Annotated in this window: 23 protein-coding genes; 9 read left to right on the plus strand and 14 right to left on the minus strand. The window is 66.2% G+C overall.

The window, feature by feature from the left end; translation table 11 throughout:
• Position 1 precedes the first annotated feature (1 nt).
• The 4 genes from folD to EDC31_RS09155 all read left to right on the plus strand — a co-directional run bounded on the left by folD (position 2) and on the right by EDC31_RS09155 (position 5,843).
• Positions 2–895 carry a bifunctional methylenetetrahydrofolate dehydrogenase/methenyltetrahydrofolate cyclohydrolase FolD gene (folD, locus tag EDC31_RS09140; RefSeq protein ID WP_042056364.1) on the plus strand — a complete coding sequence of 298 codons (894 nt, stop codon included), beginning with the start codon at positions 2–4 and terminating at the stop codon, positions 893–895.
• The gene (locus tag EDC31_RS09145; RefSeq protein WP_042056362.1) at positions 892–1,647 is read left to right on the plus strand and encodes a methylenetetrahydrofolate reductase; all 756 of its coding nucleotides are present in this window, start codon (positions 892–894) and stop codon (positions 1,645–1,647) included. Before folD ends, EDC31_RS09145 begins: the two co-directional genes overlap by 4 nt.
• A 248-nt stretch (positions 1,648–1,895) precedes the next feature.
• A complete protein-coding gene (locus tag EDC31_RS09150; RefSeq protein WP_042056359.1) occupies positions 1,896–4,205 on the plus strand; it encodes a TonB-dependent receptor in 2,310 nt (769 codons plus the stop codon).
• Positions 4,206–4,322: 117 nt separating this feature from the next.
• On the plus strand, positions 4,323–5,843 hold the full coding sequence (locus tag EDC31_RS09155; protein WP_158310294.1) for a glycosyltransferase family protein: 1,521 nt from the start codon (positions 4,323–4,325) through the stop codon (positions 5,841–5,843).
• Here the strand turns inward: EDC31_RS09155 and EDC31_RS09160 are convergent, their stop codons facing one another.
• The gene (locus EDC31_RS09160) at positions 5,844–8,555 is read right to left on the minus strand and encodes a M16 family metallopeptidase (RefSeq protein WP_042056352.1); all 2,712 of its coding nucleotides are present in this window, start codon (positions 8,553–8,555) and stop codon (positions 5,844–5,846) included.
• Between the two features lie 122 nt (positions 8,556–8,677).
• On the opposite strand from EDC31_RS09160, the gene EDC31_RS09165 reads away from it, so the two are divergent.
• A complete protein-coding gene (locus tag EDC31_RS09165; RefSeq protein WP_042056350.1) occupies positions 8,678–9,208 on the plus strand; it encodes a hypothetical protein in 531 nt (176 codons plus the stop codon).
• Positions 9,209–9,218: 10 nt separating this feature from the next.
• Positions 9,219–10,220, plus strand: coding sequence for a glycosyltransferase (locus EDC31_RS09170; RefSeq protein ID WP_042056347.1), 1,002 nt, complete (start codon positions 9,219–9,221; stop codon positions 10,218–10,220).
• Here EDC31_RS09170 and EDC31_RS09175 read toward each other — a convergent pair.
• The 10 genes from EDC31_RS09175 to EDC31_RS09220 all read right to left on the minus strand — a co-directional run bounded on the left by EDC31_RS09175 (position 10,187) and on the right by EDC31_RS09220 (position 17,070).
• Complete coding sequence (locus tag EDC31_RS09175; RefSeq protein ID WP_239641542.1) at positions 10,187–10,519, minus strand: hypothetical protein; 333 nt, start codon at positions 10,517–10,519, stop codon at positions 10,187–10,189. The genes EDC31_RS09170 and EDC31_RS09175 overlap by 34 nt on opposite strands.
• An 83-nt stretch (positions 10,520–10,602) precedes the next feature.
• The gene (locus tag EDC31_RS09180) at positions 10,603–10,980 is read right to left on the minus strand and encodes a DUF4870 family protein (RefSeq protein WP_052511647.1); all 378 of its coding nucleotides are present in this window, start codon (positions 10,978–10,980) and stop codon (positions 10,603–10,605) included.
• Between the two features lie 127 nt (positions 10,981–11,107).
• Entirely contained in the window at positions 11,108–11,767 is a 660-nt protein-coding gene (locus EDC31_RS09185) for an MOSC domain-containing protein (RefSeq protein WP_042056342.1), read from the minus strand.
• Between the two features lie 8 nt (positions 11,768–11,775).
• Positions 11,776–12,528: a c-type cytochrome biogenesis protein CcmI gene (gene ccmI, locus EDC31_RS09190; RefSeq protein ID WP_042056340.1), complete on the minus strand. Its 753-nt coding sequence runs from the start codon at positions 12,526–12,528 to the stop codon at positions 11,776–11,778.
• A 3-nt stretch (positions 12,529–12,531) separates the two neighbouring features.
• Positions 12,532–13,002 (minus strand): cytochrome c-type biogenesis protein, encoded by a 471-nt coding sequence (locus tag EDC31_RS09195; protein WP_042056338.1) that lies wholly within the window; start codon positions 13,000–13,002, stop codon positions 12,532–12,534.
• Positions 12,999–13,580: a DsbE family thiol:disulfide interchange protein gene (locus EDC31_RS09200; RefSeq protein ID WP_042056335.1), complete on the minus strand. Its 582-nt coding sequence runs from the start codon at positions 13,578–13,580 to the stop codon at positions 12,999–13,001. Before EDC31_RS09200 ends, EDC31_RS09195 begins: the two co-directional genes overlap by 4 nt.
• Positions 13,577–15,559 (minus strand): heme lyase CcmF/NrfE family subunit, encoded by a 1,983-nt coding sequence (locus tag EDC31_RS09205; protein ID WP_042056332.1) that lies wholly within the window; start codon positions 15,557–15,559, stop codon positions 13,577–13,579. The genes EDC31_RS09200 and EDC31_RS09205 overlap by 4 nt, the downstream gene beginning before the upstream one ends.
• A 4-nt stretch (positions 15,560–15,563) precedes the next feature.
• The gene (ccmE, locus tag EDC31_RS09210) at positions 15,564–16,100 is read right to left on the minus strand and encodes a cytochrome c maturation protein CcmE (RefSeq protein ID WP_042056419.1); all 537 of its coding nucleotides are present in this window, start codon (positions 16,098–16,100) and stop codon (positions 15,564–15,566) included.
• A 50-nt stretch (positions 16,101–16,150) separates the two neighbouring features.
• A complete protein-coding gene (gene ccmD / locus EDC31_RS09215; protein WP_081797418.1) occupies positions 16,151–16,297 on the minus strand; it encodes a heme exporter protein CcmD in 147 nt (48 codons plus the stop codon).
• A complete protein-coding gene (locus tag EDC31_RS09220) occupies positions 16,294–17,070 on the minus strand; it encodes a heme ABC transporter permease (RefSeq protein WP_042056417.1) in 777 nt (258 codons plus the stop codon). The genes ccmD and EDC31_RS09220 overlap by 4 nt, the downstream gene beginning before the upstream one ends.
• A 310-nt stretch (positions 17,071–17,380) precedes the next feature.
• Here EDC31_RS09220 and EDC31_RS09225 point away from each other — a divergent pair, with 310 nt between their 5' ends.
• Complete coding sequence (locus EDC31_RS09225; RefSeq protein ID WP_042056330.1) at positions 17,381–17,818, plus strand: EVE domain-containing protein; 438 nt, start codon at positions 17,381–17,383, stop codon at positions 17,816–17,818.
• 214 nt (positions 17,819–18,032) lie between these two features.
• The gene (pstS, locus tag EDC31_RS09230; protein WP_042056327.1) at positions 18,033–19,043 is read left to right on the plus strand and encodes a phosphate ABC transporter substrate-binding protein PstS; all 1,011 of its coding nucleotides are present in this window, start codon (positions 18,033–18,035) and stop codon (positions 19,041–19,043) included.
• A 170-nt stretch (positions 19,044–19,213) separates the two neighbouring features.
• On the opposite strand, the gene EDC31_RS09235 is transcribed toward pstS, so the two are convergent.
• Positions 19,214–19,537, minus strand: coding sequence for a winged helix-turn-helix transcriptional regulator (locus tag EDC31_RS09235; protein WP_204366637.1), 324 nt, complete (start codon positions 19,535–19,537; stop codon positions 19,214–19,216).
• Between the two features lie 143 nt (positions 19,538–19,680).
• On the opposite strand from EDC31_RS09235, the gene EDC31_RS09240 reads away from it, so the two are divergent.
• A complete protein-coding gene (locus tag EDC31_RS09240; protein WP_081797417.1) occupies positions 19,681–20,523 on the plus strand; it encodes an NADPH-dependent F420 reductase in 843 nt (280 codons plus the stop codon).
• Here EDC31_RS09240 and EDC31_RS09245 read toward each other — a convergent pair.
• On the minus strand, positions 20,483–21,931 hold the full coding sequence (locus EDC31_RS09245; RefSeq protein ID WP_042056324.1) for an amino acid permease: 1,449 nt from the start codon (positions 21,929–21,931) through the stop codon (positions 20,483–20,485). The two genes, EDC31_RS09240 and EDC31_RS09245, sit on opposite strands and share 41 nt — an antisense overlap.
• Before the next feature lie 33 nt (positions 21,932–21,964).
• Positions 21,965–23,035 carry a lytic transglycosylase domain-containing protein gene (locus EDC31_RS09250; protein ID WP_052511643.1) on the minus strand — a complete coding sequence of 357 codons (1,071 nt, stop codon included), beginning with the start codon at positions 23,033–23,035 and terminating at the stop codon, positions 21,965–21,967.
• Positions 23,036–23,223: the final 188 nt, after the last annotated feature.

Consider the following 23,223-nt stretch of genomic DNA (forward strand, 5'->3'; position numbering starts at 1 on the left):
AATGACAGATTCGCCATCCGATGTCGGGAACATCATAGACGGCAAGGCGATCGCCCGCCGCCTGACCGATCGCGTGAAGGCGGAGGTCGAGGCCCTGCATGACGCGACGGGCGCGACGCCCGGCCTGGCCGTCGTGCTGGTGGGCAACGATCCGGCCAGCGAGGTGTATGTCCGCAACAAGGCGTTGCAGACCCATCGCGCGGGGATGCGGTCCTTCATGCACATGCTCCCGGCCTCGACGCCGCAGGAGGAGGTGCTGGATCTCATCCGCCTGCTGAACGACAATCCGCAGATTCACGGCATTCTCGTCCAGCTTCCGCTGCCCGCCCATATGGACCCGGTGGTCGTCACCAACGCCATCCGCCCCGAGAAGGACGTGGACGGGCTCGGCGCGGTCAATGCCGGGCGGCTCAGCCTCGGCATCGACGGGATCGTGCCGTGTACGCCGCTGGGCTGCCTGATGCTGATCCGGGAGACGCTGCCGGATCTGCGGGGACTTCATGCCGTGGTGATCGGCGCATCCAATCTGGTCGGCAAGCCGATGGCCCAGCTTCTGCTGCGCGAGGGCTGCACCGTGTCCATCGGCCATATCCACACGCGCGACCCGAAGGGGCTGGCGCGGCAGGGCGACATCCTCGTCGTGGCGACGGGCCGGAGCGAGTTGGTGCGCGGAGACTGGATCAAGCCCGGCGCGACGGTCATCGACGTGGGGATCAGCCGCGTGCCGACCAGTGACGGCAAGACGAAGCTGGTCGGGGATGTCGTGTTCGAGGAGGCCCGCAAGGTGGCGCGGCACATCACGCCCGTTCCGGGCGGGGTCGGGCCCATGACGATCGCCTGCCTGCTGCACAACACGCTTCAGGCGGCGCGTCCGCTGCTCGAGGCCGCGTCATGAGCGGGCGTCTCGCCGTCGAGCTCGTGCCGCGCAGCCGCGAGGGGTTGCTGGCGGATGCGGCGCTCGTGCGCGGGATTCTGCCGGAGATGTCGGTCATCAACGTGCCCGACCTTCTGCGCCTGCCGATCCGCTCCTGGGAGGCGGCGGCGTTGCTGGAAGGGCGCGCGGGGAGCGTCATCCCGCATATCCGCGCCGTCGATGTCGATCCCGAGCGGCCGCTGCACGGCGCGGACGATCCGGCGTTGCGCGAGGTGCTGGTGATCGCGGGCGATCCGCCGCCCGACCCGACGCATCGCACCTGGCCGCAGAGCAGTGCTGAGATCATCGCCCGATATCGCCGTGAATTGCCGCATCTGACCGTCTATGCGGCGTTCGACCCGTATCGCCGGTCACCGCGCGAGGAACTGGAGGAAATCGCGCGCAAGCGGGATGCCGGGGCGGCGGGGTTTTTCACCCAGCCGCTTTTCGACCGCCGGATGCTCGATCTCTGCATGAACTGGCTGCATGACGACACTGTGTTCTGGGGGCTTTCCCCGGTCATCGGACCGAAATCCCGCGCCTATTGGGAGCGCGTGAACCGCATCGTCTTTCCGCGCGATTTCGACCCGAGCCTGGACGCGAATATCGCATTCGCCGCCGAGGTGCTGACGCTGGCGGCCGAGCGCGGCGACAGCGCCTATCTCATGCCTCTGCGGGTCGATCTGGCGGCGTATCTGACGCCGCTGAAGGGGATTTACCGAAGCCCGGCCTGAGACTCCACGGGCTGAGCCGCCCGTCAGGGAGATCGAGCCCCCGGAGTCTCAGGCCCGGTTGGAATGCGTCGAAACGCCGCGTGCCGCCGGGAATTTGCATGATCGCCTGTATCATGCACCCGCATTGCGTCCGGCCCGTTGTCGGAAGACGTTGCCATCGCGGGGGAAATGGGCCATAGACGGCCGACGTCAACCCTCAGTGATGTGTTGCAAAATTGGCAAGGCTGCTGGATTTTCCGTTTCGGCGTATGTCCTTGCGGCATATCGTCCTGTTCGGCGCCGCGATGGGTTTCTCCCTGCCGACCCTGTCGGCCGGCGCGACGCCCCGTCATGCCCAGCAGCATGCGCCCCGAAATGCCGGTTCTCGCGCCGCAGGGACTCGCACAACAGGATCTCGCACCGTCAGGCAGTCGGCTTCGGCCGCCGAGACGATCGAGGTGGCGGGCACGCGCCGCGCCTTTGCGTTCCAGGCGGAGCAACATCGTCCGGACGCGGCGACGCTCCTGACCGGAGAACAATTGCGGGAACGGGGCATACTCACTCTGCGGGCCCTCGAATATGTCGCTCCCAATCTGACCATCCAGAGCATCAACGGCACGGCCTCGACGAATTTTTACCTGCGCGGTCTCGGCTTCAACGATTTCACGCAGAGCAACATGGGGCCGGTGCTGGCCTATTACGACGATGTGCCCTACGCCTACTCCACCATGGCGACGGGGATGATGTTCGACCTCGCCAACGTGACGGTCATGCCGGGGCCGGTCGGCACCGAGCATGGACAATCCGACACGGGGGGGGAAATCCTCTTCCACACGAACGACCCGACGGACAGTTTCCATGCCGGGGCGAGCGAGGATATGGCCTCATACGCGCGCAGCCGGAGCGAGGCCTATGTCTCGGGTCCGCTGGCGCGGGGGCTGAGCTTCCGCATCGCCGGTCAGGTGCAGAAGGGCGGCGGCTGGCAGACGGACCCGTTGAACGGCGCGCATCTCGGCGACGCCGATCTCTGGGCGCTCCGGGCCAAGCTGAAATGGCAGCTTGATTCGCGCACGACGGTCATGCTGACCGGCCATGTGGTGCAGGATGACAGCGAGGTCGTCGGCGGGATTCCGATCCATCGTCTGATCGGGTCCGCGCCGCTGCCGACTGTCGGCTGGACCCAGACGGAATGGTCGCTCCGGCCGCAATTCGCGTCGCTGATCGGGCGCAAGGCCGGGCTGAAGCCCAGCGAACATGACTGGTTCTGGGGCGCGGACCTCAATATCGCCCATGATTTCGGCTTCGCGACGCTGAGATCCATCAGCGCGTTCGAGACCATGCGCGAGCAGGAATACACCGATCAGGACGCGACCGCTCAGGCTCAGGCGGACACGTACCGCACGATCGACTCGAACGCGTTCACGCAGGAACTGCGTCTGTCGAACAGCGATGCCGCCGCGCGCTTCCAATGGGCGATCGGCGCTTTCTACCAGCGCACCCGCATGAACCAGCGTTTCTTCTTCGACTACACGGATTATCTCCCGGCGCGCGGCTACATGCAGGCGTCGACCTTCGGGCTGAACGAGGAGGCGACGTCCGAATTCGCGCATGTCAGCTATCGTCTGCCGCATGACGTCAAGCTGTTCGGCGGCCTGCTGCATGAGATCGACGATCGCGGGATCACCGGAATGCAATCGGAGATTTTCGGCGGCCGGACGAAGAATTTCCATGGCGAGAACACGGCGGCGGCGCAGTTCGCCGGGCAGGTCGGCGTGTCGTGGCAGGCGACGCAGAACGTGCTCGTCTATTACAAGATGAGCAAGGGCTTCAAACCGGGCGGCTTCACGGCCAACAACACCCAGATCCAGGCCCAGCTCAATCCGTTCAAGCCGGAGAGCGTCCTGACCTACGAACTCGGCTTCAAGAGCGATCTGATCCACAACGTGCTGCGGGTCAACGGTGCGGCGTTCTATAACGATTTCCACAACCAGCAGATTCTCGGCACGATCCTGATTCCCGATTTCGGCCCGCTGAGCCAGTTGACGAACGTGCCGAAATCGGAAAGCTGGGGGTTCGAGGGGACGGTGGATCTGCACGTCCTCCGCCATGTCTTCCTCACGCAGAATTTCGGCTGGCAGCGCGGGACATTCCAGGATTTTCCGACGGTCAACCGCGCCGCGACCAATGCCTATTACGCGGCCCATCATGTCTGGAAAGCGATCAACGACAATTTCGCGGGCGTCAATAATGGCCAGCCGAAACTGACCCTCAACGGGCAGGTGGAGTGGCGGCAGGCGATCAGTCAATCCTACGGGATCGAATTCGGGCCGAACTGGGTCTATCGCGACGCGCAGGCCCTGACGCCGGGCGGCACGGGATTCTATCGTCTGCCGCCCTATTTCCTGCTCGGCGCGCATGTGACGCTGCATCCGGTCTCGGAGAAATGGCAGATCACGCTGTATGCGAGCAACATTCTCAACCGCCATTATTACACGACCGGCGGTCAGGCCACGACGACCTATTTCTACATTCCCGGCGCGCCGCGCTTCATTGGCGGCAGGATTTCGTACGGCTTCTGAGGGGCGTGAAAAGCGTCGTTATACTTCATGACGGTGACGAACGGGCTTCCCTCTCGGTTTTTGTCGGGAGGGTGGCAGGTTCTGCCCGGGCAAACCGGATCAGGGAGCGGGGCGAGAGTGTCTGACGATGGGGGCGGGCCGTCATTTTCCTGCGCCGGAGGACGAAACGCCGGTTTCCCGGCCCGGTCCGTCATGGCCCGGATGCGGGCGTTCGGCCTGCGCCATCCTCTTGCGCTGATCTGCGCTCTGGCGTTGGCGCTCAGGCTCGCGCTGCTGCTCTTCGTGCCGTTCGTCTGGCGCGTGGACGAGATCTTCCAATATGCCGAGCCGGCGCATCGTCTGTTGACCGGTGACGGGGTGGTGACGTGGGAATGGCGCTCCGGTCTGAGGTCCTGGCTGCTTCCCGGCGTGATCGCCGGGCTGATGCGGCTGGCCTTCGCCCTCGGGCTGGGTCATTCCCTGCTCTTCGCGCAGGGGGGCCTGTGTCTGCTGTCGCTGGGGCTGGTCGCCGCCGCGTGGTCGTTCGGCAGGGCGGCCGTCGGAACACGGGGCGCGTGGATCTGCGCCATGACGATGGCGGTCTGGCCGGACCCTGTCATTTTCGCCTCGCGGACGCTTACCGAGGCGCAGGGAGGGCTGGCGCTGGATGTCGGAGCGCTTCTGGGCGCGACGTTTCTGGAACGGCGGCGCCTCCCGTCCGGTTTGCAGGCCCTTCTCATCGGACTCCTGCTCTCGCTCGGCATGGTGATCCGGCTGCAATTCGCGCCGGGGACGGCCGTGGGGCTGCTGTTTTGTCTCATCGCGTGGCGGGGGAGCCCAGCGGCGACGATCGGGCTTGTCCTCGGGGCGGCCATTCCCGTGCTGGGGCAGGGCATTCTGGATGCGCTGACGCTCGGGGCGCCGTTTCGTTCGGTCTGGACGAATTTCGCTATCAATTACCTCGCTCATCGCGCCGATGCCTATGGCGTGCGGTCTGGCGGTTTCTATCTCGGCCAGATGGCGGCGTTCTGGGGCGCGGCCTGTCTCCCCGTGGGGCTGGGGTGTTACTGGGCTTTCAGGACGCAACTCCGCCCTGGCCGTTTGCTGCTGGCGGGCGTGGCGGCGGCGATCCTGCTGTCCCATTCCGTGATTCCCCACAAGGAAGCCAGCTTCATCTATCCGGCGCTTCCCCTCATTCTCGTGCTTGCGGGAACGGGTCTGGCGCAGAGATGGGGCGGGGACGTGCGTCTCGCGGCGGCGATCCTGTGCAGCGCGGGGCTGGTGTTCGTCAGCGGCTATTGGCCGCATCTGCATCACCGTCGCGGGCCCTACGAAGCCAGCCGCATGCTTTATGCTCATCGCGACGCCTGCGGTTTCGGGCAGTACGGTCCGGCTTTCGCGCAATGGAGCATGACGGGCGGCTACACCCAGCTCGACCGGTCCGCCCCGTTCTATTATCTGACGACGCCGCAACAGGTTGCCGCGTCGGAACGCGCGTTCAATTACCTGCTTGCGCAGGATGTGACGCTTCCCTCGATGCCGCGCGACTTCGCCGTCCTCTCCTGCGCGCAGCATTTCTGCGTGTTGCGCCGGCCGGGCCTGTGTGACGGACAGGGCGTCGAGACTCTCAACGCCCTTCTGCGCCGCACCGGAGAGTGATCAGCCTGGATTGGGACCGCGCACCGCCTGGGCCAGGTCATCGGGGCGAATCCAGTGTTTCCATGCGGCCAGAATGGCGTCCGGCGTCATGGTGTAGAAAGCCTGGGCCTGCCGGTCGGCCTCGTCCAGCGGCAGGCCGAGCGACGCGTAGGAGAGATATCCGTCGGCGAGCGCATCGAAGCTCGCGCGGCTCATCGGCATGCCGCGCAGGAGCGACGCCTTGGCGCTGGTGAGTTCATCATCGCTGACCGGCTTCCCCTGCATGGCCTGCAATTCCGCCACGGCGGCCGCGCGCGCGGCCGCGACCTTGTCGGGGTCGGAACCGAAGCTGACGAGGAAGGTGCTGCGGCTGCGCGACCATTGCACGCCGCTTCCCGCCGAATAGGCATAACCCGTCCGCACGCGCAGATCCTGCATCAGGCGGGAGGAAAAGCCGCTGCCGAGAATCTCGTTGCCCATTTCCAGCGCATAACGGTCGGGATTTTTCACGCCCCCGCCTATGGTCTGCAACAGCAGCACCTGGTCCTGAAGACGTCCGGCGTCCGGCACCACGGTCTTGCTCGCCCGGTTCGGCGGACGCGGCGGCAGATCGACCACGGGCGTCGGCCCCTCGGCCTTCCACGCGCCGAACTCCTGCGTGATGAGCGCGCGCGCATGTTCCGGCGTCGTGTCGCCGATCACGATGATGGTCGTGAGATCGGGGCGATAGGCGGCATGATAAAACGCCTTCACGTCATCGAGCGTAAGATGCGTGAGGCTGGCGGGTGTGGTCTCGCGCAGGGTCGGATCGCCGGGCGGATTGAGCGCGCGCAGCACGGCGCGGCGGAAGCGATAGGCGGGGGATTGCATGATCCCCGGGCGTTCCGCCACGGCTTGCGCCTTCAGCACCGCGAAGGCGTTCGCGGGGAAAGCGGGATGGAGTTCGTTATCGGCCAGAATCGCCACGGCCTGATCGAAGACCGGGGTCAGCGCGCTGGCGCCGAAGGTGAAGCCCGCCGCGGCCTCGGCGGCGATGGCGTCCAGGTCGGCGGCGAGCTTCAGCCTGTCGCGGATCGTGCTGCCGTACATGAACAAGCCGCCCGTCAGTTCGGCGACGCCCTCATGCCCGGGCGGCTGCTCCAGAACGTCCTCGTGCCGGATGCGACCGTAGAGCTTGACCGTGTGGCTCACATGCTCCGGCAGCACCAGCAGATGCAGGCCGTTCGGCAGCGTGAAGGCGGCGGGCCGGGGCGCTGTGGGCGGCAGGGCGATCGTCGCCAGCTCCGCCCGCGCCCATTCGGGAAGCGTGACCGGATGGCTCGGCGGCGTGATGAACGTCTCGCCGGCCTTGCCCTGCATCGCGGCGGGATTGGGCGACTCGGTGGGGGTGAGAATGCCGGTCAGCGCATGGGCGGGGTCGAGCAGTGTCCGCGCAAGGGCGTTGACCTTCTCCGGCGTCACGGCGCGGAAGGCGTCCACCAGCGCCGCAGGCGATGAGACGTTGTTGAGCGCCAGGGCGTTGGCCCAGCTTTCCGTCAGATCGGAAATGCTGTCCGCATCGAATTCGAGCGAGGCGATCTCCTTGCGCTTTGCGGCCTCGACCAGCTCCGCAGGCACCCCATGCGCGCGAATCTCCGCCAGCACGCCGCGCACGTTTTCGAGAAGGACGCCGGAATCCGCGCCTTTCGGGAAGACGGCGAGCACGACGGCGCTTCCCGCCTGTGCGTGCGGGCTGTAGTCCACCTCGGTCTGCAACGCCTTGCCCTGTGGCACGAGGGCGAAGAGCGCGCCGCGTTGGCTACCCAGCACATCCGCCAGGATCTGGGCCGCCGCATAGTCGGGATCGGCCGCGCCGGGCATCGGGAAGGCGACGGTGACGAAGCCGACGCCGAGATCGCTGTCCAGCCTGATGGTCTTCGCCTCGACGGGGGCGGGATGGATGACGGGCCGCGGCGGGATCTGCCCGGCCGGCAGAGCGCCGAACTGCGCCTGCACCTGCGCGAGGGTCGCCTTGGGATCGACGTCGCCGACGATCAGCAGGATGGCGTTGTTCGGCTCGTACCACGCGTCGTAGAATCGCCGCAGCAGCGCGGCGTCGGTCTTGTCGAAGGAGGGGCGGGTGCCGAGCGCGTCGTGCTCGTACGGCGTTCCGGCGAAGAGCGTCTTGCTCTGCTCGACCAGATAGCGCTCCACGGGGGAGGACAGGTCGCGCGAGACTTCCTGCTCTATGGCGCCGCGCTCGTGCTGCCAGTCCTTTTCCGTCAGCAGCGCCCCGCGCATCCGGTCCGCCTCGATATGCAGCAGGAGTCCGAGATTTTGCGCTGGCGCCTCGAAATAGAACTGGGTGGTGTCCTCGGTGGTGAAGGCGTTGTTGTTGTCGCCGATCCGCGCGCTGAGCGTGGAGAGCTGGTCACGTCCCAGTTCCTTCGCGCCGTTGAACATCATGTGTTCGAGGGCATGGGCGGTGCCGGGGAAACCCTTCGGCGCGTTGGCGGAACCGGCGAGATAGATCATCTGCGTCTGCACGACCGGCGCCAGCGGATCGGGCACGATCACCACGCGCAATCCGTTCGGCAGGGTGGCGCGCACCGCCTGCGCCATCGCGCCCGGCGCCTTCGCCGTTTCGGCATGGGCGGGAGGAGCAAGGAGAGCCAGAAGCGTCCCCAGCGCGACCGTGGCGGGAAGCGACCCGCGCGGAGCCCTGCGAAGGCGGCAGCGGAAGGGCAGGGGCATCGGCATCTCCAGTGTTAGAATATATCAGGTCTGATCTAAGACCCTGTTTCCGGCTCTGTCCATGCGTGCGGCCGCACAAAAACAGATGCGCGAAACGCGCCGTCGCGCTACATGCGGGAACCATGTCCATCCTCAACCGCATCCATCAGGCCGATGCCTGGTTGCTCGACACCGTCTTCCAGCCGATTGCCGACCGACTGCCGGAGCGCCTGCCCGCCGTGGAACTCGGGCTGAGCTTCCAGCTCGGGGCCATCCTGTTCTACGGCGCGTCGATCGGGTTGATGATGGTCGTCGGCCATATGTCGTTCGGCGATTCCGTCTTCAACGTGCTGGTCTGGTGTGTCGGCCTCGCGTTTTTCGTCGGCATCAGCCGCGTGCGCTCGCTGGTGCGGCCCGGCCAGCCCAACCCGCTGCGCCCCATGCTGGCGGGCATGCGGCCGCTCTCGATTCCCTTCATGATCATCGCCGCCGTTCAGGGGGCGAACGCGCCGCCGGCGCTGATGATGTCGTCATGGTTCATGACGCTGTCCGACGTGGTGTTCGTGCTGGGACTCTATCTCATTTCCTGCCAGCCGCGGCCGCCCTCCCGCCAGGCGACGCGGGAGAAACGCGTGAAGCTGACGGCGCTGGAGGGCGGGCTCGGCCGGGGCTGAGCGCGCCGCGATGCGGATTCTGCATTGCATCGACACGCAGGAGGTCGCGGGAACGGAGCGCCATGTCGCGGAGCTGGCCGCGTTCCAGGCGCGCGGTCATGAGGTGACGGTGCTGATCGGGCGGCGCACCGCCGATCCATTCACGGGCGAGGATATCATCTCCCGCCTCTGCGCTCCGGTCGAGACGCTGCGTGCCGGGCGGTCCGGCTATGGGGCGGCGCTCGCGGCGCTCACCCGGCGGCGGCGTTTCGATATCGTCCACACCCATCTCGGCCGCGCCAGCTTCCGTGCCCGATGGCTCGCCGCCCGTCGTCCCGCGCTGATCGCGACGCTGCATAACCGCTACGCGCCCCGCGCCTATGGCGGTCATGACGGGCTGATCTGCATCGCGCGCTGGCAGGCCGAGCGCGTAACGGGAAAGCACCTCGCGGTGATCGGGAACTGGACGCAGGCCGGGCCGCCCGAACCCGTACGCCGGGCCGCGCTCCGGGCGGAGTTCGGAATCGGGGCGGATGAGTTCCTGATCGGCGCGGCGGGGCGCTTCGTGCCGGAAAAGCGGTTCGACCTGTTGATCGAGGCCTTTCGCCACGCGGGCTTGCCCGGCGCGCGCCTCATCCTGTTCGGGGCAGGACCGGAGGAGTCGCGGCTGCGGGGTCTCGCCGATTCCGGCGTGATCTTCGGTGGTTATCGCGCGGATCTCCCCGGCGATCTGGCCGGGCTGGACGGCTTCGTCCTGCCCTCGCGCCGCGAACCGTTCGGCCTGGTGCTGCTGGAGGCGATGGCGGCGCGTCTGCCCGTCTGCGCAACGGGGGCGGGCGGGGTGACGGATATTCTCGCCGAGGCCCCGGATTGTCTCGTGCCGCCGGAGGATGTCGGCGCGCTGGCGGAGGGGCTGAGGCGTTTGCGGCGGCAGGGAGCGCGCGACTGGGCGCTCGACCGCTGGCGCCTGCCCGTTCGGGCAGCGGAAATCGAGACGTTCTATCGTTCCGTCGTCGCCATGCGGAGGCGTTGAGTTCCGCCGATCCAACGGTCGCCGCCGTGTCGGCTATGGGCGAAGAAGAATCCCGCCATCGCGCCTGCCAGGGCCATGGGAAGATCCCAGAGCGACGGTCCGGCGACCACGATGGCGAAGAGCGGCACCGCCACGGCCCCGCCCGCGAGGCCGTGCGCCGTCTCGCGCGGTGTGGGGCCGAAGCGACGTTCCGCGCCGCAATGGGGGCAGAGTTCCGCTGTTCGCCGCATGGCCTGACGGCAGACGGGGCAGAGCATGATATCGTCCATGACGGGTCGAGGCGTGGGCTGGGGACGCAAGAACGGACTCCTGGCGGGGCTGATCGCTTCAGGCTGAGGCGTGAAGCAGCCCCTCAAACACTCATCCGGCACTCATCCGGATGTCAGATGAAACCATAAGGATCGGCTATCGGCCGGTCGTCGAGCAGCGCCATGATCGGGCGGATGATGCGGATGAACCACCAGACGCCCCAGAGGCCGAGGATGAGGAAGCCCACCCCCACGACTGCCAGGATCACGCCGAGGAAAAGCAGAGCGATGCCGATCCAGAAGCTGCGGATGGCGTAGATGAAATGGCTCTCATATGGCGTGCCGCGGGCCTCGCCGATTTTCAGATAGGCCACGATCACGCCGGGAATATGCGTGATGGCCGTGAAGAAGGAGGCAGCATAGAGCAGATGCGTGATCCACACCCATTGCCGCAAGGTCAGGCCGCTCTCACGCCGGATCGGCGGCAGGTTGGAGCCGAATGCGTTGCTCATGGGAGGAACTCCGGTGGGAGAGACGTATCCACGCTCACGATAGCACCCGCGGGCCTGAATGGTCTCGTTCTTTCTTGAAGGAATGAACCGCAGGGGGTTTTTCGACTTTGCCCCGGCGCGTCCCGGTTCATCGCTTCAGCCACGCGGCACGCTCGCCGAGACGGCGGACCCAGTCCGGCGCGAGGCCGGGCACGGCGGCGAGCGCCTCCATCTCCGCGACCGAAGGTGTTTCCGCGTGTTGCAGCCGCCAGAAGCTGTCGATGGAAAATCGGTCGGTGTGACGTTCGACGAGGCTGATCCGGTCGCCCGGCCGGACGAGCCCGGGCGCAAGGACGCGGTAGTACCAGCCGGTGATCCGGGCGTGCAGAAAGAATCGCGCCATCGCGTCTTCATCGAAACGATGATTGATCTTCCAGCACGGCGTGCGCGGCTGGCTGACCTGCAACAGGGCGCTGCCCGCCGCGAATACGTCGCCGATATGCACGTTCCGTTCCGTCAGGCCGGAGGTGGAGAAATTCTCTCCCATGGCGCCGGGGTGCAATGCCGCCGCCGTCTCGGGAAATTGAGCGGCGAGGACGGCGTAATGCTCGACCGGATAATGATGCACCGCCTTTTCCGTGCCGCCATGAACGCGACGGTCCGCCTGCTGGTCGCCCTCCAGACCCTCGGGGCCGATGACGACGGGCGTCACGATCAGACGCTTGTAGATGCCGCTGGGTTGGCCTTCGCGCGGCAAGGCGCCGATACCGCCGGCGAAGACGTGGCCGATGATGGCGGACAATGTCATGCGGCGCCTCACTTCGTCGGGTTCTGTTCTCCCAGATCGTGCTCACCCTGGGCGATTCTGGCCTCAACGTCCATCCGCCACGGCGCGTCCTTCGGCGCGGCGTCGAGCGCGCGGCGATAGAGGGAGAGCGTGTCGGCGCTGATCCGCCCTTCATTGGCCCGCTGGAGTTCGGCGACCCGCAAGGCCAGAACGGGCTCGAATTTCGCAGCGAGCGCCAGATGGTAGTCACGCACCGCCGCGTCGGTCTGGCCGCGCGCTTCTTCCACCTGGCCGAGCAGCGCATGACCCTGCGCATAGGCGGGATCGGCCGGCGTCATGTGCTGGACGGCGCCTTGCAGCCGGTCGAGCAGCGCCGCCATCTTCGGGTCCACCGATTCGGCGGTGCCTTGACGTCCAGGCTGGGGCGGCAGGGTGGGATGGCCGTTGACGAGATACAGCCCGAGCGCGCCGACCGGGATCAGCAGGATCACCGTCGCGATGCGCCCGCGCCCGCTGCCCGCCAGCGCGGACGTGCCGATCCGGTCCGCCGCGAGGAGGCGGCGCTGCACCTCGATCCGCGCGCTTTCGAATTCCTCCGGCGCCACGAGGCCCAGAGCGCGGTCGCGCGCGAGTTCCTCCAGTTGTCCCCGATAGAGAGCCAGCGCCGAGGCGCGTTCGTCCACGAGATCCTTCGAGGGCGTCGCCGCGACCCGCTTGCGCAGGCCCCAGAGCAGCGGCAGCAGCGCGAGCACGCCGATCAGCGTCAGGCCAAGCCAGGTCATATGTCAGTCGTTTCCGGTCGAGGGCGAAAGTTCGGCGAGGCGGCGGCGCTCCTCCTCGCTCAGGGGAGGCACGGCTTTCGGACGGCGCAGGAGGACGGCGCCCGCGATCGCCAGCCCGGCGATCAGCGCGAGGGCGGGCATGCCCCAGAGCATCACCGTCGCGGCCGAAAGGCGCGGCTTGAGGCGGATGAACTCGCCATAGCGCCGTGTCATCCAGTCGATGATCTGCTGGTCGCTTTCGCCCTTCGCGACATGCTCGCGCACCACGTGACGCAGATCGCGGGCGAGATCGGCGCTGCTGTCCTCGATGGATTCGTTCTGGCAGACGAGGCAGCGCAACTGTGCGCCGATCGCCTCCGCCCGCTGCTCCTGCCGGGCGTCGGGCAGCATCTCGGACGGGTCGTCCACCGCGAAAGCGGGGGCGGCGAGGCAGAACATGCCCGCCGCCATCCAGGCAAGACGCGCGCGCCTCATTTTACCGCACTCTGTGTCATGGCGTCCCGTACGACAGGCGCGATCTGCGTTTCATATGTTCGTTGGGTGAGTTCCGACGCGCCGTGCCAGGCGATGCGGCCACCGGGCAGGATGAGGAACGTTTCCGGCACGCCGGTCACGCCCCAGTCGATCGCCGTCATGCCGCTGAGATCGAGCGCGGCCCGCGTGAAGGGCGAGCCGTCCCGCGCCACGAAGCGCGCGGCGTTGTCCGGCTTGTCCTTGTAGGCGATGCCCCAGACCGGAATATGGGCGGCGATCTCGCGCAGGGCGGGCATCTCGGCGACGCAGGGAATGCACCAGGAGGCGAAGAAATTCAGCAGGACCGGCCGGGTCTGGGCGCGGAGATCGGCGGCGCCGAAGCCGTTCCCCTGATCCGGCAGACCGGGCAGGCTGAAATCGGGCAGGGGACGGTCGAGCATCGGCGTGTGAATGGCGCGCGGGTCAAACCCTCCGCTCCCCATGCCGCTGAGCATCTTCCAGAATCCCGCGCCGATTCCGGCAGCGGCGAGGACGGGCAGCGTCATCAGCATGCGCCGCCGTGTCACGTTCTCGCTCATTCCGCGGCGACTCCCCGCACCTGCGCCGTCCGCCGTGCCGCGCCAACGCGCAGCCTGCGGTCGGAAAGGGAGAGGAAACCGCCGATCGCCATGATCAGGCCACCCAGCCACATCCAGGGCGCTAGTGGATTGACATGCAGCCGCAGCACATAGGTTGCGGCGGATCCGGCGCCGTGGCGATCCCCGATCACGCTGTAAAGATCCCAAAGCAGGTTGGTGCGGATCGACACTTCGGTCGTCGTCTGGCTCTGTGCGGCGAAATCGCGCTTCGAAGGATGCATGACCGTCACAAGCCGCCCGTGACGGCGCACGGCGATATCGGCGATCAGCGAGGTGTAGTTCGGCCCCTTCGCCTCATGCACGCCGAGCAGGGTCCATTGATATCCGCCCAGCGTCTCCGTATGGCCCGGCCTGACTTCCACGATGGCATGTTGCGCCTGCGCCATGCCGCAGAGCCCGAGCACCGTGACGCCCGCGCCGATATGGGCCAGCGTCGCGCCGAAGGCCGAGCGCGGGAGCGAACGGGCGCGGGCGAGGGTGTGGGCGGCGTTGAAATGGGACAGGCCCAGCCGGCCCGCCAGATCGGTCAGGCTCGCGGCGATCACCCAGACCGCCCCGACGGCGCAGAGGATCGGCATGAGTCCGGAGAGCGTCCAGCACGCCACGCCCAGCGCGATGACGGCGCAGGCCGCCGCGAGGCGCAGACGCCGCAGGACGGGCCGCGCGTGCGCGCGTTTCCACGGCAGCATCGTGCCCAGCGCCATGGCGGCCAGAAGCGGGATCGTCAGCGGGATCGTCGCCGCGTCGAAGAAGGGCTTGCCGACCGAGATGGTGCGGTTGAACAGAAGCTGCATGAAGGGCGGATACATCGTCCCCGTCAGCACCACGGCGCAGATCGAGCAGAGCAGGATGTTGTTCAGCACCAGTGCGCCCTCGCGCGAGAAGGGCGCGAACAGCCCGCCCGAGACGAGGGCGGGGGCGCGCCAGGCGAAGAGCAGCAGGGAGCCGCCGATGACCACCGCCAGCAGGCCGAGGATGAACACGCCGCGCGCCGGGTCGTTGGCGAAGGCGTGGACCGAGTTCAGGATGCCGGACCGCACGAGGAAGGTGCCGGAAAGCGAGAAGGAGAAGGTCGCGATCGCCAGCAGCACGGTCCAGATCTTCAGCGCCTCGCGCTTCTCCACCACGATGGACGAGTGGACGAGCGCGGTTCCCGTGAGCCAGGGGATGAGCGAGGCGTTCTCGACCGGGTCCCAGAACCAGTATCCGCCCCAGCCGAGCACGTAGTAGGACCACCACGATCCCAGCGCGATGCCGCAGGTGAGGAAGCTCCAGGCCGCCACGGCCCAGGGCCGCACCCAGCGAGCCCAGGCCGCGTCCACCCGTCCCTCGATCAGCGCCGCGACGGCGAAGGCGAAGGGGACGGCGAAACCGACATAGCCGGTGTAGAGAATGGGCGGATGGAAGGCGAGGCCGGGGTCCTGGAGAAGCGGGTTCATGCCGCGGCCGTCCGTCGGGGCGGGCCAGACGCGGGCGAACGGGTCCGATGTCAGCAGGCAGAAGAGCTGGAACCCCGCCGAGACGCCGCCGAGGATCGCGATCACGCGGGCGCGCAGGATCGCGGGCAGCCCGCGCCCGAAGAGCGCCACCGCCGCGCCGCACAGGCCGAGGATGAGCGTCCAGAGCAGGATCGAGCCCTCGTGGTTTCCCCAGGTTCCGGTGATCTTGTAGAGCAGGGGCTTGGCGATGGCGGAATTGTCCGCGACGTTCTGCACCGAGAAATCGTCATGTGTCGCCGACCAGACGAGGCAGAAGAAGGACAGGGCCAGGGCGATGAACTGCGACACCGCCAGCAGGGGCGCGAGCGCGAGCAGCCGCCGGTCGTGGCGGGAGGCGCCGTAGAGCGGCAGGACGAATTGCGCCAGGGCGACGACGCAGGCGAGCGCCAGGGCGAAATGCCCCTCTTCAGGACCGATCATGAATTCAGCTTCCGTTGCGCGGGGTCTTGGCGTCGATGGCAGCCCGGGCTTCGTCGCGCGTCATGGTGTCCCAGCTCGCCGCGCTGGGCGGCTTGCCGAAGCGCGGGTCCCATTTGCCGCTCTTGCGCAGCGCCTCGGCCACTTCCTTCGGCATATAGGTCTCGTCGTGCTTGGCGAGCACTTCCGAGGCACGGAACGTCCCGTCCTTCCGCATCGTGCCGAGCGCCACCACGCTCTGCCCCTCGCGGAAGAGGTCCGGCAGGATGCCCGCGAAGCGGACCGTTACGGCGGCCTGGCCGTCCGTCACCTCGAAGATGTTGACGGGCGTCGTGCCCTCGGTCTCGCGGTGCAGCGATCCCGCAACGACCATGCCGCCCAGCCGCACCGTGCGGTCCGGTCCCGGATCATGCGCCCTGATCTGCGACGGGGCCATGAAGAACACGATGTTCGAGGAAAAGGCGTTCAGCACCAGCGCCGTCGCCACGCCGAGGCAGAGCACGCTGGCCACGACCAGCCAGAGGCGGCGGGTCTTGCGCGTCATGCCGCGCCGCGCGCCGCCGGATTTTCCGGAGTCGAATATATTGGAGGCGCTCATCGGGTTGAGGTCTTCCGCAGGGCTTCGAGTTGCGCCAGCCGCGTCCGGGCGCGGCGGAGGCGGAGGACGGCCTGGACGGTCAGCACGAGGACCGCCACAGCCGTCACCCCGTACGAGGCGGCAATGAAAGGAAGATGGGTCATGCGGCCTCCTCCCGCTCGGCGATGCGCCGCGTCATCATCTGCCGCGCGCGGCTTTCGAGGATCGCCGCCGTCAGCCGTGCCGAGACCAGCGCGCCGAAGCCGCAGGAGAATCCGATCATGCACACCATCAGGGGTGCCAGCATGGACATGGACATGGTCGGCGCGCCGGTCAGGGTGATGCTGTCGGGCTGATGCAGCGTGTTCCACCAGTTGACGCTGAACTTGATGATGGGAAGATCGACCGAACCCGCGATCGCGAGGATGGCGGCGGCGCGATAGCCGCGCTGCGGATCGTCGAAGGCGCGGATCAGCGCGATATGGCCGAGATAAAGGAAGAACAGCACCAGCATGGAGGTCAGTCGCGCGTCCCAGACCCACCATGCCCCCCACATCGGCTTGCCCCAGAGGGAGCCGGTCGCGAGGCAGAGGGCCGTCGCGGTCGCGCCGACCGGCCCGATCTCCACGGCCGCCAGATCGGCGAGGGGGTGTTTCCACACGAGGGTCAGCACGCCACAGATGGCCAGCGCGAAATATCCCGCCGAGGCCAGGATCGCCATCGGCACGTGGATATACATGATGCGGACCGTATCGCCCTGCTGCCAGTCGGCCGGCGAGAAGAACAGGCCCCAGATGATCCCCGCCACGAGCGCCACGGCGCTGATCCAGCCGAGCAGCGGCGTCAGCCAGCGGGCGAGGCGCAGGAAGCGGCCGGGATTGGCGAAGCGATGGAGCAGACCGCCCCGCTGGGGGGGGCTGACGGCGCTTTGGGGCAAGGCGCTCAACTTGAATGCGTCTCCAGCGTGACGGTTTCGGACCGGTGAGGGCGAGGGCGTCTATATACGCGCGTTGGCTGTTCCCCGCAAAAAATTCGGCAGGCACGCGCGGCTTCGTGACGCCATAGGCTGACGGCCCTGCTTATGCTAGTGTCCCGCCTCTGAAAACCGCAAGCGAATATCGGAGCAAGGCGCCTCCCCAAGACATTGATTTGTTTTTGATTTGCCCGCTCTCCCGGCTCCGGGAGCCGAAGGATTCGGGGGTGGGGCGTAAAAGGGAGCGAAAGTCTTGCCGGAGGCGTCACTTCTCATGGCATTTTGGTTGATCAAATCCGAGCCCGAAAGTTTTTCCTGGGAGCGGCAGGTCGCGCACGGCACCGAGCCCTGGACCGGGGTGCGGAACTATCAGGCGCGCAACAATCTTGCCGCCATGCGTCCCGGCGACCGGGCCTTCTTCTATCATTCGGTCAGCGAGAAGCGCATCGTCGGGATCGTCGAGGTGGTCCGCGCGGCCTATCCGGACCCCACCGCGCCGGAGGGTTCGGGGTGGGTATGCCCGGATGTGCGGACGGTGGGGCCGATGCCGCATCCCGTCTCGCTGGCGGAGATCAAGGCGGAACCGGCTCTGGCCGATTTCGCGCTGATCCGGCAGTCCCGGCTTTCCGTGGTGCCGGTGACGGCGGCGCAATGGGCGCGTCTGTGCGCCATGGGCGGCTGGTCCGGGAGCGAAGGGGGAGGAGAGGCGTGATTTGCCGCCCCGGTTGCACGGGGTGTCGCCCGATTCGGGCGCATGATGCGCATGGGCGGATCGCTCGCCCTCATCCTCGCGGACGCGTGTCATAAAACTATCATGCGCTTGCCCCTGTCATGGCACCGTCCGCCGGGGTTACAGAGGGGCCAGTCCAAACGGCGGCGAGGCGCATCTGCGCGCCTGCCCGTTCATATGAGGATCAGCAGAGACCATGCGTCTGTCCCGCGTTCTTGCCCTGACAACCTGTGCGCTGACCGCTTTGGCCGGCGCTTCCTCCGCTCAGGCGGCCTCCATCACCGGCGCGGGCTCCAGCTTCGCCGCTCCGCTTTATGACGCCTGGGCCGCCAGCGTGAAGAAGGCGGGCGGCCCCGAGGTCAACTACCAGTCCGTCGGTTCGGGTGCAGGTCAGAACCAGATCATCGCCCGCACGGTCGATTTCGGTGCATCGGACGCGCCGGTGGCCGGAGCGAAGCTCGCCGCCAACAAGCTCTATCAGTTTCCGACTGCGATGGGCGGCATCGTCGTGATCGTCAACATCCCTGGCGTCAAGTCGGGCGTGTTGAAGCTCAACGGCGCGACGCTTGCGGGGCTTTATGACGGGTCGATCACCGAATGGGACGATCCGCGGATCGAGGCGCTGAACCCCGGCCTGAAGCTCCCGGATTCCGATGTCGCTCCGGTTCACCGCGCGGACGCCTCGGGCACGACCTTCGTGTTCACCTCCTATCTTTCGAAGGTTTCACCCAACTGGAAGCAGAAGTTCGGCGCGAGCACGTCGATCTCATGGGCTGGCGGCGCTGGGGCGCGCGGCAATGACGGCGTGGCGGCAAGTGTCAAGGCGACCGAGGGTGGCATCGGCTATGTCGAGTATGCCTACGCCAACCGCAACCACCTGACCGTCACCGAGCTCGAGGATCATGACGGCGAGTATGTGAAGCCGGATATCGGCAGCTTCACCGCCGCCGCCAAGGGCGCCGACTGGGCGCACGCCGATCACTATGCGGTGGATCTGCTCGACGGTCCGGGCAAGGGTGCGTGGCCGATCGTCGCGGCGACCTTCGTTCTGGTGCCGACCAATCCGACCAACGCCACCCAGGCTCGGGCCGTGAAGGATTTCTTCACCTTCGGTCTGGAAAAGGGCGACTCCGACGCGCTGGCGCTCGACTATGTGATGCTTCCGGCGTCCGTGAAGTCGGAGATTCTGGCCGGCTGGCCGAAGTAAAACGCCTCCCGCCGCGAGGCGGGAGACGCTCCGGCTCGGTCTGGCCGGGCCGGCTGACGATCAATGAAGGCGGCATGTTCCGGGTCGATGTGATCCGGGGCATGCCGCTTTTGTTTTGACGACAGTTCTGGCAGAGCGACGGGACACTGCAATAAGGCAGCGTATCCGGATTACTTTTCCCGCGCGTCATAGTGTTTGCGCGCGTCAGCCATCGCGTCCCAATGCGCCGTTATCCATCCTGCGAACGTTTCAAGCGCCGGCACCAGACTGACACCCATGGCGCTCAGCTCGTATTCCACGCGTGGCGGGACTTCAGCGTGATAATGCCGAACGACAAGGCCGTTTCGCTCAAGCATCCTCAGCGTCACGGTCAGCATGCGCTGTGAAATTCCATTTACCTCCCGACGAATATGGGAGAACCGCATTCGGCCTTCAGTCGAGCGCGCAAGTTGCAGAACAACAAGAACTGTCCATTTGTCGCCCAGACTGGTCAAGATCGCCTGGTGACTGCAAGACGCCGTGGCAGGGGGCATGAGTTCTCTCCAAGTAACCGACGCATGGAAAAGTGCCGTCTTGCGGCGCTTTTCTGCCGGTATAGCATCATAACCATCGAGAGTTATGAAACAGAACCACAGCTATGCAGATTGCCATTATCGGTGCCGGGCATGTCGGAGAAACATTGGCGACGATGCTCACGCGCGCAGGATACGCGGTTAAAGTCGCCAATTCCCGCGGACCGGCCAGCTTGTCTGATTTCGCTCGACGGACGGGAGCCACCGTCGCCGATCTCGGTACCTTATCGGCGGGAGTCGACGTATTGATCATTGCCATCCCTCTTTGCAAAATACCCGAGATACCGCCTTCGGTCATAGCCGAGCTTCCGCCCGACGCCGTCGTCGTGGACGCCAACAACTATTACCCTGCGCGGGACGGACGTTTGCAGGCGATCGATAACGGGCAGAATGAATCTGTCTGGGTCTCGGAGCAACTGGGCAAACCCGTCGTCAAGGCGTTCAACAACATCATCGCCGGGCGGCTGGGAAGTCAGGGGCGGCCGCGCGGAAGCGCCGAGCGCATCGCCTTGCCGGTCGCGGGCGACGATGCGGCCGCGCGCAAGGTCGTGATGGAGATCGTCGAGAGTCTCGGATTTGATGCGTACGATGCCGGGGATATTGACGCGTCGTGGCGCCAGCAGCCCGGAACGCCCGCCTATTGCACGGACCCGAATCCAGCTGAACTGCCGCGCCTTTTGGCCAGGGCCGATCGGCTGGCCGCAACCCGCAATCGAGATCAGGGCGCCAGATTGATGGCGAAATTGCCCGCCGACTATCCTGCGGAAGAACTGGTGCGTGTCGCAAGGTTTTTTGTCGGGCTTGACAAGTGGCGCGTGCGGAGCTGGGTCTCGGTACTGAAGCTGATGACCGTCGCCCTGCGTGGCCCTACGCCGCCCGATCGCGTTTCAGCAGTCTCCACCCGATGACGAGGATCAGGACGATCAGGGGAATGAACGCGACGGTATAGGTGCCTTCCGGGTAGTCGAACGCCATCATCACCACGACGAAGGCGAGGAATCCCAGAGTCGCCCAGTTGCTCACCGGCGCCCAGGGCATGGGAAAGCCGGTGGGCGGGATCTGTCCGTCATTGATCGCCTTGCGTAGCCGCAACTGGCAGATGAGGATGAACATCCAGGTGGCGATGATGCCGATCGCCGACATGTTCAACACCATTTCGAACACGCGGGACGGGATCAGATAGTTCAGCCCCACCCCCACGAGATAGATGGCGACCGTCGTCAGGATGCCGACATAGGGTACGGACTGGCGGTTCAGCTTCGCCAGCGGCTTCGGCCCCGATCCGCCGAGGGCCAGCGCCCGCAGGATGCGGCCGGTGGCGTAGAGGCCGGAATTCAGGCTGGACAGCGCGGCCGTCAGCACGACGATGTTCATGGCATGGTCGATGCCCTTGATGCCCAGCGCCTGGAAGAAGGTGACGAAGGGGCTGGTCCCGGCGCGATAGGCGCTCCAGGGCAGCAGGCAGACCAGCAGGACGACCGAACCGACATAGAACAGCGCGATTCGCCAGATCACGCTGTTGATGGCGCGTGGCAGGATGTCGCGCGTATCGGCGCATTCGCCCGCGGCGGTGCCGATCAGCTCAATGCCCGAATAGGCGAAAACGACACCCTGAAGCAGCATGAGGGCCGGAATCAGCCCGTGTGGGAAGAGGCCGCCATGTTGGGTGATCAGCCCGATGCCCGTGGCATGGCCTGCGATCGGCATCCGCGAACCCAGGATGAGCGTGGCGACGATGAGAAAAAGCGCCAGAGCCACGACCTTGATGAGCGAGAACCAGAACTCCATCTCGCCGAAATATTTCACCCCGATGAGGTTCATGCTGCCGACGATACAAAGTGCGATGAGCGCGAAGACCCATTGGGGCACTGTCGCGAACACGCCCCAGAAATGCATGTAGAGCGCCACGGCGGTAATATCGACGATGCCGGTCATGGCCCAGTTCAAAAATGACATCCAGCCCGCGGCATAGGCCCATTTCTCGCCGAGAAACTCGCGCGCGTAGGACACGAAGCTGCCTGCCGTCGGGCGGTACATCACCAGTTCCCCCAGCGCACGGAGGATCATGAAGGAGAATGCGCCGCAGACCATGTAGATCAGGGCGAGGGCGGGGCCCGCGAGTTGCAGCCGGGCGCCTGCTCCGAGAAAGAGGCCGGTGCCGATTGCGCCGCCGATGGCGATCATCTGGATCTGCCGGCGGCCGAGATCCTTGTGATAGCCCTCCTCGCTGATCTCGGCGTGAACAGCGGTGTCTGCCGCGCTGGAAGATGTGGCCAAGTCTGTAATCCTGCGATCGATGAGTGACGTGTCGCTCATGGTAGGCGCGGGAGCCGAGCTTGCAAACAGGCCTTATTCTCCCGGTGGAATGATCACGCATGCGATTCCGCGTGCCGTCAATGTCCGGCAGGCATTCCCCGCCGTCATCCGGTCCATCCCGGTCAATCTGGCGCGCCAGAGCGGGTTGCCTCCCGCGCTGGCGGTCTGCTGCACGACGAGCCGTGTCGCGAGCAACTGGGACGAATCCGTCTGTTGCGCTGTCCCGGCCGCCTGTCGCGCCCGGTCAGGCGAACCGAAGGCGCCCACCTGCACGGCATAGCCGCCGCCTGACGGCGGAGGGCTGTAGATTGCGGGTTGGAGAGCAGGAGAAGGAGGGTCCCGATCCGCCGGGTCGCTCTCGGGGCATGAGGCGACCGTGTCGTAAGCGGCGTTGGTGTTGCAGCCATGTGGCGTCGCATTCAGCGCCGACATTTCCGCCGCGACGCTCGTGGCGGCTGGCGCGGCCGGGGCAGGGATTGGAGGCGCGGCGGCGACCTCGGACTGTTCCGCGAGCGCCTCCGGGGCGGAGGCGTAAGCCGCCAAGGGTCCGCTCAGCGATGCGCTCGTTCCCAGGGCGGGGGCGATGGACGCGACATAATTGATCGTCTCATTGGGCAATGGCCTGCCCGTTTCCAGATAATCATCCACGCGCGCCGGGCCGGCATTGTAGGCGGCGAGGCATCCCGGCGCACCATAACGATCGTACATCTGCCGGAGATAAGCCGTTCCTGCCAGGATGTTGTCATGTGGATCATAAGGATCGCTCCCGAGACCGTACTGCGTCTGCATGTCAGCATAGGTATCGGGCATGAGTTGCATCAGCCCCATGGCCCCGGCGTCAGAGGTGGTCGGCTGCCCGTTCAGATAGGCGTGCCCTCCTGATTCCTGCTGTATGACCGCGCGAATCCAGGGGTCGGGCAGGCCGAAACGCGTCGATGCCTCCGAGATATAAGGTCCCCACGGATCGTCAGGCGGCCCAGGGGCGCGATAGGCCTCCGCTGATCCTCCATACCGCGGACCGCTCGAACAGGCGCCGAGGCTGAGAAGCAGGACAAACGCCATCGCTCTGATGATGCGGCCTTGAAGGGCGGAAGGACACCACATGCACATGTTCCGAAGTGTAGACGGTGAATGCTTGACGAATCATTAAAATCGACGATTTCGGCAGCGATGCGGCAATCGACGTCGCGTAAACCTCTCTTTAACTTTTTTCGCGCAATCTCGGCTTCGTAGACGGTTGAAAGGCACGAAGCCGATGGAAGGCGATGAAACGAACCGCGCGAAACGGGGGA

Origin of the sequence: Acidomonas methanolica (assembly GCF_004346035.1) — a bacterium.
In the GTDB taxonomy this organism is placed as follows: Bacteria; Pseudomonadota; Alphaproteobacteria; order Acetobacterales; family Acetobacteraceae; genus Acidomonas; species Acidomonas methanolica.

What these genes read in the sequence shown, in the direction of transcription:
- ccmE (WP_042056419.1), bottom strand. Translation starts at nt 16,100, where the DNA reads ATGACGCGCAAGACCCGCCGCCTCTGGCTGGTCGTGGCCAGCGTGCTC.
- EDC31_RS09240 (WP_081797417.1), top strand. Translation starts at nt 19,681, where the DNA reads ATGCAGATTGCCATTATCGGTGCCGGGCATGTCGGAGAAACATTGGCG.
- EDC31_RS09225 (WP_042056330.1), top strand. Translation starts at nt 17,381, where the DNA reads ATGGCATTTTGGTTGATCAAATCCGAGCCCGAAAGTTTTTCCTGGGAG.
- ccmD (WP_081797418.1), bottom strand. Translation starts at nt 16,297, where the DNA reads ATGACCCATCTTCCTTTCATTGCCGCCTCGTACGGGGTGACGGCTGTG.
- ccmI (WP_042056340.1), bottom strand. Translation starts at nt 12,528, where the DNA reads ATGACCTGGCTTGGCCTGACGCTGATCGGCGTGCTCGCGCTGCTGCCG.
- EDC31_RS09200 (WP_042056335.1), bottom strand. Translation starts at nt 13,580, where the DNA reads ATGAGCGAGAACGTGACACGGCGGCGCATGCTGATGACGCTGCCCGTC.
- EDC31_RS09145 (WP_042056362.1), top strand. Translation starts at nt 892, where the DNA reads ATGAGCGGGCGTCTCGCCGTCGAGCTCGTGCCGCGCAGCCGCGAGGGG.
- EDC31_RS09170 (WP_042056347.1), top strand. Translation starts at nt 9,219, where the DNA reads ATGCGGATTCTGCATTGCATCGACACGCAGGAGGTCGCGGGAACGGAG.
- folD (WP_042056364.1), top strand. Translation starts at nt 2, where the DNA reads ATGACAGATTCGCCATCCGATGTCGGGAACATCATAGACGGCAAGGCG.
- EDC31_RS09245 (WP_042056324.1), bottom strand. Translation starts at nt 21,931, where the DNA reads ATGAGCGACACGTCACTCATCGATCGCAGGATTACAGACTTGGCCACA.
- EDC31_RS09185 (WP_042056342.1), bottom strand. Translation starts at nt 11,767, where the DNA reads ATGACATTGTCCGCCATCATCGGCCACGTCTTCGCCGGCGGTATCGGC.
- pstS (WP_042056327.1), top strand. Translation starts at nt 18,033, where the DNA reads ATGCGTCTGTCCCGCGTTCTTGCCCTGACAACCTGTGCGCTGACCGCT.
- EDC31_RS09180 (WP_052511647.1), bottom strand. Translation starts at nt 10,980, where the DNA reads ATGAGCAACGCATTCGGCTCCAACCTGCCGCCGATCCGGCGTGAGAGC.
- EDC31_RS09165 (WP_042056350.1), top strand. Translation starts at nt 8,678, where the DNA reads ATGTCCATCCTCAACCGCATCCATCAGGCCGATGCCTGGTTGCTCGAC.
- EDC31_RS09205 (WP_042056332.1), bottom strand. Translation starts at nt 15,559, where the DNA reads ATGATCGGTCCTGAAGAGGGGCATTTCGCCCTGGCGCTCGCCTGCGTC.
- EDC31_RS09150 (WP_042056359.1), top strand. Translation starts at nt 1,896, where the DNA reads ATGTCCTTGCGGCATATCGTCCTGTTCGGCGCCGCGATGGGTTTCTCC.
- EDC31_RS09160 (WP_042056352.1), bottom strand. Translation starts at nt 8,555, where the DNA reads ATGCCCCTGCCCTTCCGCTGCCGCCTTCGCAGGGCTCCGCGCGGGTCG.
- EDC31_RS09195 (WP_042056338.1), bottom strand. Translation starts at nt 13,002, where the DNA reads ATGAGGCGCGCGCGTCTTGCCTGGATGGCGGCGGGCATGTTCTGCCTC.
- EDC31_RS09250 (WP_052511643.1), bottom strand. Translation starts at nt 23,035, where the DNA reads ATGTGGTGTCCTTCCGCCCTTCAAGGCCGCATCATCAGAGCGATGGCG.